Source organism: Nitrosomonas sp. Nm166, assembly GCF_900112825.1.
Taxonomy (GTDB): domain Bacteria; phylum Pseudomonadota; class Gammaproteobacteria; order Burkholderiales; family Nitrosomonadaceae; genus Nitrosomonas.
Window position 1 is genome coordinate 1 of the sequence record NZ_FONE01000060.1, and the last position, 11,793, is coordinate 11,793.

General features: G+C 44.8%; 9 protein-coding genes. 2 read left to right on the plus strand and 7 right to left on the minus strand.

Going from position 1 to position 11,793, the window contains the following annotated elements; all coding sequences use genetic code 11:
- Positions 1–291: 291 nt before the first annotated feature.
- The 6 genes from BM021_RS13585 to BM021_RS13610 all read right to left on the minus strand — a co-directional run bounded on the left by BM021_RS13585 (position 292) and on the right by BM021_RS13610 (position 6,905).
- Complete coding sequence (locus BM021_RS13585) at positions 292–906, minus strand: hypothetical protein (protein WP_090721553.1); 615 nt, start codon at positions 904–906, stop codon at positions 292–294.
- Between the two features lie 24 nt (positions 907–930).
- On the minus strand, positions 931–1,329 hold the full coding sequence (locus tag BM021_RS13590) for a hypothetical protein (protein ID WP_090721554.1): 399 nt from the start codon (positions 1,327–1,329) through the stop codon (positions 931–933).
- 226 nt (positions 1,330–1,555) lie between these two features.
- The gene (locus BM021_RS13595; protein ID WP_090721555.1) at positions 1,556–2,353 is read right to left on the minus strand and encodes a formate/nitrite transporter family protein; all 798 of its coding nucleotides are present in this window, start codon (positions 2,351–2,353) and stop codon (positions 1,556–1,558) included.
- A 50-nt stretch (positions 2,354–2,403) separates the two neighbouring features.
- On the minus strand, positions 2,404–3,609 hold the full coding sequence (gene hemW / locus BM021_RS13600; protein ID WP_090721561.1) for a radical SAM family heme chaperone HemW: 1,206 nt from the start codon (positions 3,607–3,609) through the stop codon (positions 2,404–2,406).
- A gap of 17 nt (positions 3,610–3,626) precedes the next feature.
- Positions 3,627–6,137, minus strand: coding sequence for an ABC transporter permease (locus BM021_RS13605; RefSeq protein ID WP_090721556.1), 2,511 nt, complete (start codon positions 6,135–6,137; stop codon positions 3,627–3,629).
- An 81-nt stretch (positions 6,138–6,218) separates the two neighbouring features.
- Positions 6,219–6,905: an ABC transporter ATP-binding protein gene (locus BM021_RS13610; protein WP_090721557.1), complete on the minus strand. Its 687-nt coding sequence runs from the start codon at positions 6,903–6,905 to the stop codon at positions 6,219–6,221.
- Here BM021_RS13610 and BM021_RS13615 point away from each other — a divergent pair.
- Complete coding sequence (locus BM021_RS13615; RefSeq protein WP_090721558.1) at positions 6,904–7,551, plus strand: arylesterase; 648 nt, start codon at positions 6,904–6,906, stop codon at positions 7,549–7,551. The two genes, BM021_RS13610 and BM021_RS13615, sit on opposite strands and share 2 nt — an antisense overlap.
- A 70-nt stretch (positions 7,552–7,621) precedes the next feature.
- Here BM021_RS13615 and BM021_RS13620 read toward each other — a convergent pair whose 3' ends face one another.
- Positions 7,622–8,602, minus strand: coding sequence for an RluA family pseudouridine synthase (locus BM021_RS13620; RefSeq protein WP_256207932.1), 981 nt, complete (start codon positions 8,600–8,602; stop codon positions 7,622–7,624).
- Between the two features lie 470 nt (positions 8,603–9,072).
- Here BM021_RS13620 and BM021_RS13625 point away from each other — a divergent pair, with 470 nt between their 5' ends.
- A complete protein-coding gene (locus tag BM021_RS13625; protein ID WP_090721560.1) occupies positions 9,073–11,613 on the plus strand; it encodes an Rne/Rng family ribonuclease in 2,541 nt (846 codons plus the stop codon).
- Positions 11,614–11,793 lie beyond the last annotated feature (180 nt).

The window sequence follows — 11,793 nt, forward strand, 5'->3', positions numbered from 1 at the left end:
TCAGAAACGCATCCTCATATTCCGCTTCATCCGCCGTCCACATGTAGTCAGTGTGATCATCAGGAGCCAAATAAATCCTCTTCTGCGCTAAAACTCCCTGCGCAATGAATGTTATTAATAAAAAAATAAAACCCCTTGAAATAAGATTCTTCATACAAGCTCTTGGAAGATAAGGGAATAAATGACCATTTATCACAGGCAAATGTACCGAAAGTTAGCTTGAGCGTCAAAGCCAGAGCGTGAGTCTGCCTCGGACATTATTTCATCTACACTACCACGAAATTAGTCGCTTTAATTCATCATTGTGAGGCGTATTACCCGTGGATCATCGGCAAATTCAAGCAGCAATCGTCGTACGCGTTCTTGCCATGCATTGGCAAAAGCAATTTGCTGAGAAGCATCAGCACGGTCCTGCAGGATAGCCATTAAACGCTCTCCCTGAGCGGAATCGGCGGGTATCAAGGAAACATCGAGTGTCACAGCTACACTGACGTTGTTATCGAGGCGCTTAAAAGTGATCGCCTCACTTTCACGACGATCTGCAAAACTGAGCAATCCTTTGCGCCTGAAACGCCCGCGCATACCCTGAAACCCATTGGCGGCAGCAGCACCAGTCAGAAGCGTCAGCACCTGCGCCATCACACCGGTAGTACCTTCATCTTCCGGTGCCGGCATGCGCACGGCAACGTTGCCACGCTCGGCAGGCCCATCCGGATAAAGCGCAGCCAGTGCCGCACGTCCGATCAGAAATGCGCCAGCAACAGTAGGACAAGAATGCCCAGCCAGGCGCACGGCGTCCGCATAGTGATAGTCAAGCCGGCCATTGCTGGCTGCGCCCAACATAGCAGCAAAAGGATCATAGGTACGCACGACTGGTGCATGTTCATAAAAATCAGGGAAATTCATTATCACCTCTCTGAATGGGTTGGTTTATGTGGCTTTAGCGGCAATGCAGGGATGTGCTTGCAACTGTGGAAAAAGCACGCGCTCCTCATAACGCACATGAGCAGCGAGAAGATCAGCAAACCGTCGCAGGCGCAAGGCGGGTTCGAGCGCACAAGGTCCACAAGCGAGCGTGCGCAACTCAGCATGCTCGGTAAAAATGCGCGCCACTGACTCAGGATCGAGCGTATCTGCTGCAAGATGGATCAACTGCTCCTCCTGCGCAAAGTGAGCAGCCAACACTGCATGCCAATGTTCTTCGATACGCACTAGCGCCGAGTAAACAGCACTGCCCTTATCATCTGCAGCTTTCCGGGCAGCTCGCGCGACCACCAGTGATGTATGGTGTTCACGAGATAAGGGAAGTAAAGCACCAGCCCGAGGCATAATTTTTAAAAGGACAGTTTCAGGAACAATATAGGTTATGGGATTGAATAAGCAAAAATCAATGACGAGAGTATCGGCTTATTCCTTCTGTATTAAATACTATTTTGCTGAATCGAGATAAGACATTCAACCCCAAAATCATAAGGGTCGATTGAAATTTTTATCTGCTAAGTTTCAACTATCGCTTAATAGAATAAGCCTAGTGATTATGTGCTTACTCTATCTATTAATGACTCGTCTTGCTATAGCTCCAATACAACATAAACCCGGTAAAAATCATGCCACCGAACAGATTGCCAGCGATCACCGGCAGTCCATTCCATACCCACCAGTCAGCCAATGTGATATCTGCGCCCAGCCACATGCCGGCAGGAATCACAAACATATTGACAATGGCATGCTCATAGCCGAGGCCAAAAAACGTCATGATCGGCAGCCACATGGCAGCAATCTTGCCGATGGTTGTGGTGGAGGTAAATGCCATTACGGCACCCAAAGTCACCATCCAGTTACATAGCAGTGCGCTGGTAAAGGCAGCAATCGTGCCATCCAGGCCGAGCTTTGCATATTCGAGCGTTTTGGTCTCTGCGATAACGATTGTTCGTTGCAAAGCAGGAATGGTGGCCGGGTCGATCGATCCCATTTTGGTTGCTACGACACAATACAAATACGCATAGGTGATACTGCCGATTAAGTTGCCAAATAGCACCCAGGTCCAATTCCTCAATAAGTGACCGAATGGAATTCTTTGATCCTTGACCGCGATTGGAATCAGCGCGAAATTACCGGTGGCGAGTTCCAGTCCAAGTAGAATGATCATGACAAAGCCCACCGGAAACACTAGCGCACCCACAATACCCCAGCCCGTTTGAGTCGCCGCCAGAATCGCCAGTGTGGTGGCATAACCGAGAAAAGCACCTGATAGAAAGCCGCGGATCAGCAACTGTCTGGTCGGTAGCCCCGCCTTTTTGGCGCCCGCCTGCAACATGTTTTCGACGATTTCTTCCGGTTTTACATACGCCATGTTAAGCACTCCTGCAATGACAAATTGGAGGCTGCGATTTTAGCGCATAATCAGATTGTTTTTTCAGGCAAAAAAATTTGCAGAAGATCGTTGAGAAAGCGCCTGCCTAGCACGGTGGGTTTAATGCGATGATGATCGTGTACCAGTAAGCCACGTTGCTCGGCTTCATCCAATTGTTTTTGAACGGCGGTAATGGGCAAGCCTGTGCGTTCATGGAACAGGAGTGCGTCAAATCCTCCGTTAAGCCGCAATGCATTCATCATGAATTCAAATCCCCGGTCCTCAGCAGTCAATTCATGTCTTGTCTGGATCAATGACTCACCTGCCTGGGCTTTGGCCAAATATTCTTTCGGCTGCTTATAGCGCATCTGCCGCACGATTTTATCCGCAAAACTGATTTTGCTGTGTGCGCCTGCGCCGATACCAATGTAATCTCCAAACAACCAGTAATTCATGTTATGGCGCGATTCCTTGCCTGACTGTGTAAACGCTGAAGTTTCATAATTTCGATATTGATGGCTCGCGGTCGTTTGCTCAATCATGTCCTGCATCGCCGCCGCTTGTTCATCCTCAGGCAGCTTCGGAGGAAAACGATGAAACAGCGTATTAGGCTCCAGTGTCAAATGATAGGCCGAAATATGCGTAACTCCAAAAGCACATGCGGTTTTGATATCTGCCTGCGCCTCTTCCAGCGTTTGCTCGGGTAATGCATACATCAGATCGAGGTTGATATTGTCGAAATTCTTCAGCGCGATTTCCACCGCGCGATGCGCTTCCTGATCATCATGCACACGGCCTAATGCATGCAGATGCTGTGGATTAAAACTTTGGATGCCGATCGACAGGCGATTAATGCCTGCTTTACGAAAATCAGCGAATTTTTGCGCTTCAAAGGTACCGGGATTGGCTTCCAACGTCACTTCGGCAAAGTGCTCCAGTGGCAGCAGGGTCCGTACTGCCGTCAATATTGTATCAATCGCTTGAGCACTGAATAAACTCGGCGTGCCGCCGCCAAAAAACACACTGCACAGTCGCCGTCCCCAAACATCTGCCAAAGCCAACTCGAGATCCTGTATCAGCGCTGCAACATAGGCTTTCTCGGATACCTGCGTACTCTCGCCGCGTATCTCGTGTGAATTAAAGTCGCAGTAAGGACATTTCTTCAGGCACCATGGAATATGCACATACAAACTTAGTGGCGGCAGTGCTTTGAGTTGAGGTGATTGCGAACCAAGGATTGATGCCGGCGAAATTATCGTACTCACGAAATTGATTACCCAACTTTGCGTAACGTTAATAACGGAGGGCTTGACAGCGCTGAACGCGTGCCCAGCAAACCAGCCACCAAAACCCCGATCACACCGATGGATGTACCGACCAGCCAGATCCAGGGATTAAAAGTATAGTCAAGATGCAATACATACTTTCCAATGATGTAACCCAGCATAGTGGCACCGGCAGACGCAAATAATCCGGCCAGCCCACCCAATATCGCAAATTCAGCCGCCCAGGCGCGTGACAGTTGTTCGCGTCTGGCACCCAGCGCTCTGAAAATGGCTGCTTCATAAATGCGTTCATCTTGTGTGGCGGCAATTGCTGCATACAACACAGCAAAGCCAGCCAGTACCGTAAACAGAAAAACAAACTCAATGGCTTGGGAGACTTGCCGAATCATTTGCTGCACTTGATTGATAACCACCGCTACATCAACCACCAAAATATTTGGCAAAGTCCTGACCAGCTCATGAATCATACCGATCTCTGTGGGCGGCACATAAAAACTAGTGATATAGCTAACCGGATAATTTTCCAGCACGCCAGGCGGCACCACTACAAAAAAATTAACCCGGAAGGTATCCCAATCCACTTTCCGCACATTGGTGATTCTGGCGGAAAAATGGCTGCCTGCAATGTCATAAGTCAGCTCATCACCTAACTTGACACCAATTGTTTTGGCAATGCCCTCTTCAATCGACAAAACGGCTTCATCAGTATCCTCATTCCACCAGGAACCTTGAACAATCTGGTTATCCGGCGATAGCTGACTCGCCCAAGACAAATTGAATTCGCGCCGAATATGCCTTTCAGCATGTGGATCATTCGCATAATCTTCCGGTGATACATTTTTACCATTAATTTTGATCAGCCGGCCCCTGACCATCGGAAATATAGGAGGATGTTCAATCGCATATTGCTGAAAAAACTCTTCCAATGATTGCAATTGGTCTCTTTGAATATTCACCAAAAAATGATTTGGTGCATCCGGAGGCAAGCTGGCATGCCAATCATCGATCAGATCATCCTGGATCAGTGTCAGCACCAGCAATGCCATCAAACCCAATCCCAGCGCCACCGCTTGCAAAACACTCGAAACCGCGCGTCGGTAAATACTGGCCAAGCCATAGCGCCAGACACCACCGGCTTGATGACGCAGGCCCGACAACGCTTTGATCAGCAGCCAGCCCAGGCAACCAAAAATAACAATGGCCGAGATAAATCCAGCCACGATATAGAAGCCCAGTTTCAGGTCTTGCGCTTTCCAGATGAATAACAGCGACAAAGCCGTCAATCCCAATAAGTAGCCTGCCACGCTGTGTGCATTGGATAGACCGATATCTCTGCGCAATACCCGTAATGCGGGAACGCTGCGTAAATTCAGCACAGGCGGCAATGCAAAACCCAATAACAATACCAAGCCAACCAGCAAGCCATGCACTGCAGGCCACCCATTGGGCCAAGGTAATGCAGTTTCGACAATGCCTGTCAACCAGTATGCGAGGATTTCTTGAGCTGCAAAGCCGATCAAACAGCCAATACTGCTGGCGATAACACCCAACGCAATAAAATAATACAGATATAAATACAACAATTGTTTCTGGCTGGCCCCCAGGCTTCGCATGACTGCGCAGCCATCCAAGTGACGCTGCGTAAAACGGCGTACAGCCAGTGCAATAGCCGCCGCTGCCAGGACAACACTCGCTAGAGCCGCAAGGCTAAGAAATTTTTCTGCGCGCTCCAATGCTGCTTTTATTTCGGGGCGCGCATCGCGAATACCTTCGATTCTCTGCCCTTTGGTAAGCTGGGCTTGCGCCCAATCGCGAAACTGCTGTACTTTTTTTACTTCACCCGCCACCAACAGATGATAGGAAATCCGGCTGCCCTGCTGTATTAAACCGGTATTCGGCAAATCAACCGCATTCATCATGATGCGCGGTCCCATATTAACAAATCCTACCGAATGATCCGGTTCGCGCACGACAAGCTCGGCCACGGTCAGCTGAGCGGTGCCGACATCAACCACATCCCCCTCTTTAAGATCAAGCCGCGTCATGACTTTTTCATCTACCCAGAGAGTGCTTGGTTGTGGAATTCGGCTTGCTACCTGAATTTCTGGTTGTGCTGTCAGTGTTTCTGATGATCTGCTGGCCAGAAGCACGCGCCCGCGCAGTGGATAGCCTTCCGTCACCGCCCTGATTTCTACGAGAAGATTGCTGTCGCCATTCGAAACCATGCTAGGAAATTTGGTTACCTTTGAAACAGCCAATCCGAGCTGACCGGCCTCATCTGCGTAGTGTTCTGGTAAAGGCTGACTGGAAATAACCAGTAAATCTGCTCCGAGCAGTTGATTGCTCTCACGGGCCAGTGCCATTTCTACACGATCAGCAAAAAAGCCCACCGTGGTCAATCCGCTGATTGCGATAACCAAGGCTAATATCAAAACATTGAGCTCACCCGCGCGCCAATCCCGATGCAACATGCGAAATGAAAGTTTAAAATGACTCATGAAGAAAAATGCTACCTTCTTGAAGGTGTTTATTAACAAAAATACTATTAAGGTTCAATTTGTTAGTTATAGACAATAACACTATTGCACAAGCTGGCCATTTGCTAATCGGATTTGACGTGAACACCGCCGTGACAAAGCTTCATCATGGGTAACCAAAACCAATGTCGTACCATGTTCACGATTGAGCTCAAACATGAGTTCAATGATTTGGATACCGGTCGCTGAATCAAGATTTCCAGTAGGCTCATCGGCTAGCAATAATTTTGGATCAGTCGCAAAAGCACGCGCAATCGCAACCCGCTGCTGCTCACCACCAGACAATTGTTTAGGATAATGATACAAGCGCATTGCTAATCCAACACGATCCAGCAATCGACGTGCTGTCGCTTCGGCATTGCTGACAGCAGTAAGTTCAAGTGGTAACATTACATTTTCAAGCGCTGTGAGTGCAGGAAGTAATTGAAATGACTGAAATACAAAACCCAGAATCTTGCTCCGCAAAGTAGCTCGGCTATCCTCATCCAACGTGAAAATATCAATATTATCCAGATGAACTTTCCCTGAAGTCGGTAGATCCAACCCGGCAAGTAATCCTAATAAAGTAGATTTACCTGAACCGGAAGCGCCTATAATTGCAACCGCTTCACCTGCATTGACTTGTAAGTTAACATCTTGCAATATGGTTAACTGTTCATCACCCGTACTGACTTGCTTGGTAAGTGCATGAGTCCAAAGAATGGGTTGTTTAACAAGATTATCTGACATGAAAAAAAATTTCCTTATTATTCTGATTTTCCTTTTTACTTTTATTGCTCCCGCTGCAGCTACGTCTTCGAAAACTGTAATGGTTTTTGGTGATAGCCTATCTGCCAGCTATGGCATGCCGACGGAAGCTGGCTGGGTTGCCTTACTCACACAGCGGCTACAGTCTAAATTTGCTGGCTATCAAATCATCAACGCAAGTATCAGCGGTGAAACAACGCTTGGAGGCCGCAATCGAATTGAACAGGCGCTTAAGACACATCACCCTGAAATTGTTATTCTTGAGCTTGGCGCTAATGATGGCTTGCGCGGTGCACCGATTAAATCAATCTATGAAAATCTGGAAGCTATCATTAAAATATGTCAACAAAATAATACATTGGTTTTACTTGCTGGGATGCGACTACCTCCTAATTATGGCGCGTCCTATACACAAAAGTTTGAAGCCATCTTTCCGCGGTTAGCTGAAGCTTATCAACTTAAATTAATACCCTTTCTCCTGGCTGGTTTTGGTGACAAGCACGAGTTTTTCCAAACTGACGGAATACACCCTAATGAAGTTGCGCAGAAAAAAATTGTAGAAAATGTTTGGGAAGTTTTACAAACCATGTTTAAAAGTGAACAAGTTGCCGCAAACCCAAACATCTAATAGCGGCAGCATTATATCATTTCTCAATTGAAGAACCTCGCCCACAAAGGATGAGGAATTTCAATAAAAATTAACCCCAATAGGTACCGCATGATTTGTCCAATCCATCTAAAAATTTCTGCAGATCTTCAGGCAAAGGCGATTGTAATTTCATGCGCTCTCCTGAAATTGGATGGATGATTTGCATTGTATGCGCATGCAAAAACATTCGCGTAAGATTAAGATTTTTCGCAAGTAACTTATTAATTTCAAAATTACCATATTTATCATCCCCGATAATAGGAAAGCCTAGATGAGCGAGGTGAACGCGAATCTGATGTGTGCGCCCGGTTTTTAATTCAGCGTCCAGTAAACTGAAATTCTTCCATGACTTTTGCAGTTTAAATATTGTATGAGCCAACATCGGTTTGCTATCTTTGCGCTTACCGGTCGATACCGCAACACGCCGTTCACCCGCAGCAGTAATATACTTATTCAAAGCCAGTTTCACATGTTGCTTGGAATTGCGCCATTCGCCCTTGACCATCACTAGATAGTGTTTTTCCGTTAGACCTTCGCGGATTTGCCGGTGCAAATCAACCAGAGCACTCCGTTTCTTGGCAAGCAATAATACACCAGATGTTTCTCTATCCAAGCGATGCACCAATTCAAGAAATTTCCAGGATGAATTTTGTGCACGTAATTGTTCAATGACACCAAAGCTGATACCACTTCCACCATGAACAGCCATACCGGCTGGTTTATCAATAATCAATAATGCATCATCTTCAAATAATTTTTCAAAAGTGAAAAAACTTGATAAAGCCAGAGGAGTTTTCTGAATAAAATTTTTTTCTGCGATTTTAATCGGCGGAATTCGTATGATATCCCCTATTTCTAAACGATAGCTGGCGTTAATCCGCTTGCTATTCACACGTATCTGTCCACTTCTTAGCAATTGATATATATGGCTCTTGGGTATATTTTTGTAATGCCTAAATAAGAAATTATCAATCCGTTGGCCTTTTTCCTCATCTTGAATGCTTAATTTTTTTAGGGGTAGAATAGACACATCCTTCTTTTTTAAGTCTTTAATTTTATTTATAATCCTCAAGGTAACTACAATTTTCAGCTATAAGAAGAACTCGCGCATTTTTTATTTTTTGGAATCCTTACAAAAACCCAAATCCATTTATTAAGAAACAACCTGACTTATTGTTATCGCAAACGCATTAATAAAAATTGGCATAATGTAAAGTTCATTTGGAACTTTATGTAAAATCTGGTACCTTAAACACGGTTAATAAAATTAACAGGAAGCAAAATTAAAATTCTTATTAACTAATGATTGAAAAAAATTTTTCAAAAAATAGATAGCAAAGTCAACAATATATTTAATAAAAAGAACTATATAATTGATAAATAAATATTATAATAAAATTATTAAAACAAAACCTCGTCATTACAACTACGTTTACCAGAAAAACTATCCAACAGTTTTGTTGATAGTGTACTTATAAATAAAACACGTAAGGTTTGTAAATGAAACGAATGTTATTTAATGCGACACAACCGGAAGAGTTGCGAGTCGCAATTGTCAACGGTCAAACACTTGTTGATCTTGACATAGAATCGGTTAGCAAAGAACAACGTAAAAGCAATATTTATAAAGCTGTTATCACACGAATAGAACCTAGTCTGGAAGCTGCATTTGTAGATTATGGCTGCGAGCGCCACGGCTTCTTGCCCTTCAAAGAAATAGCCCCATCATGCTTCAGTGAAAATGCTGACTCAGCCAACAGCCGGATTCAAGATTTTTTACATGAAGGCCAAGAACTGATTGTACAAGTTGATAAGGATGAACGCGGGACAAAGGGCGCTGCACTCACGACTTACATTTCACTTGCTGGTCGATATCTGGTTTTGATACCCAATAATCCCAATAGCGGTGGTGTATCCCGTCGAATAAGCGGTGAAGAACGCAACGATTTACGTGAAACCATTGCAAAACTTGAAGTGCCTGAAGGAATGAGTATCATTGCCAGAACTGCTGGAATTGGTCGAAGCCTGGAGGAACTGCAATGGGATTTAAATTATCTGACACAACTCTGGTTTGCCATTGAAGAGGCTGCTAATAATCAGGATGGGGTTTTTCTAATCTATCAAGAAAGCAGTCTAGTGATCCGTGCTATCCGTGATTATTTCAATCAAGAAATCGGTGAAATTCTGATTGATAGCCGTGATATCTATGAACAGGCCAGTCAGTTTATGGCGCATGTAATGCCTGCGAATGTCGATCGCCTTAAATTCTATCATGATAATGTGCCATTATTTTCACGCTTTCAAATTGAACATCAAATTGAAACGGCTTATTCAAGGCAGGTTTCCCTTCCCTCGGGTGGTGCGATTGTAATTGATCATACTGAAGCTTTAGTATCAATCGATGTGAACTCAGCACGTGCCATTCGAGGATTAGATATCGAGCATACCGCACTCAATACCAATCTTGAGGCAGCAGATGAAATCGCACGTCAATTGAGACTTCGTGACTTAGGGGGATTGATCGTCATTGATTTCATCGATATGGATGTAGCGCGTAATCAAAGGGAAGTCGAAGCCAGATTGAACGAAGCATTACGCCAAGACCGTGCACGCATTCAGGTAGGAAAAATTTCGCGCTTCGGTTTATTAGAACTGTCACGTCAACGATTGCGCCCTTCGCTGGGCGAAAGCAACTATATCCCATGTACGCGTTGCAATGGTACAGGATTTATTCGAGGAACCGATTCCTCAGCACTTCATGTGCTAAGAATCATCCAAGAAGAAGCCATGAAAGAAAATACCAGTGCTTTGCATGTTCAGCTTCCAGTCGATGTAGCCACTTACCTGCTCAATGAAAAGCGTGCGGAAATTTATGATATTGAAGCACGGCAAAGAATAGATATCATTCTGATACCTAATATTCATATAGAGACCCCTAACTACACCATTACGCGTTTGCGCCATGAAGACATCAAGTCGAATGAAGCGATGGCCAGTTATAAAATGGTGGAGAAGACTGCTGAAGAAAATACCTGGATATCAGCTGATCAGAAATTTAAGCCCGTTCGCCTTCAAGCTGCGGTTCAAGGTATAACACCTGCCCAGCCTGCGCCTGTCCGTGAAGACAGATCACGAGATTCATCTCTTCTAGACAAATTCTTCAGCTGGTTTAAACCTGCTAATACAGAAGAAACAAAAACTGACCTAGAAGCCACAAAACAACTCTTTGATAAGCCTAAAACAACACAAGATCGTGCACGTGTACGTAACCGCCGTGGACGAAGCCGAAATGAACGTGCTAAGCAATCCAGACAAAGTGACTTAATAGACCCAGGCCATAATAGCTCTGTTTCGGAACAATCGCCTCAATACAAGGGAATTACAGAGCAAAAAGACAAAAAAAACAAACCTGCTCAGCAATTAGATTCAAATCTCATTGAAAACGTGCTGACCGAGGATTTGCCGGCCATAGAAAAAGAAAGCGCTGAGAGTAGCTCACAAAAAACAGAGGGTCGTAGACGCTTACGTCGACACCGTAGCAATAAAAATCGCACTCAATCGACTCGCGATAAAAATTCAGCTGAGAATCAGGATTTAGCATTTGAGCAAACTGATACTAATGAAAGTGATTCACTGCATATGTTATCAGATACTGAAAAGCCAGCAGCTCGTCTTTCGATACAAGCTGATGGTGATGGTATGTCTGAAAAAATTTCTTTCAATGGTGATCTGCCAGAAGTCACAGCCGAGAAATATCAGACTGAAAAGATAACTACCGAAGCACCTGTCAGTGATTATTTAAAAACAATCAGTACTGACCAACCTGTTACTGTTGTCTCGGCGCCCCAGTTATCGGAATCCAGTCTTACTAAAGAATTGCCGGATTTTAAAAAAAGCGGTCTTGTTATGATTGAAACTCCGCCAGAAAAAGTTGAAGTAATTGCGGAAGAAGTCATCATTCCTAAACGTCCGAGAAGAAAAATCAAGGATGTTATCGCTACCGAAACAGGCCCCTTGATGCAAGTCGAAACACGTAAATAATCACCCTATCGAATCATTAAAAATGGAAATCAGGCACACTTATTCTAGAGCATTCTGCACTTAAATAGAGTCGATAAGGATTCTTAAAGGATGAGATATAGTTGATGATCTTGCTATGAGGAGGTGACATATGCCAAAACCCTTATCGAATGATCTCAGGAAGCGTCTGATCAAGGCGGT

Bases quoted from the DNA above. Each gene is read 5' to 3' on its own strand.
- BM021_RS13585 (WP_090721553.1), bottom strand. From the start codon at position 906: ATGAATTTCCCTGATTTTTATGAACATGCACCAGTCGTGCGTACCTAT.
- BM021_RS13590 (WP_090721554.1), bottom strand. From the start codon at position 1,329: ATGCCTCGGGCTGGTGCTTTACTTCCCTTATCTCGTGAACACCATACA.
- BM021_RS13595 (WP_090721555.1), bottom strand. From the start codon at position 2,353: ATGGCGTATGTAAAACCGGAAGAAATCGTCGAAAACATGTTGCAGGCG.
- BM021_RS13605 (WP_090721556.1), bottom strand. From the start codon at position 6,137: ATGAGTCATTTTAAACTTTCATTTCGCATGTTGCATCGGGATTGGCGC.
- BM021_RS13615 (WP_090721558.1), top strand. From the start codon at position 6,904: ATGAAAAAAAATTTCCTTATTATTCTGATTTTCCTTTTTACTTTTATT.
- BM021_RS13610 (WP_090721557.1), bottom strand. From the start codon at position 6,905: ATGTCAGATAATCTTGTTAAACAACCCATTCTTTGGACTCATGCACTT.
- BM021_RS13625 (WP_090721560.1), top strand. From the start codon at position 9,073: ATGAAACGAATGTTATTTAATGCGACACAACCGGAAGAGTTGCGAGTC.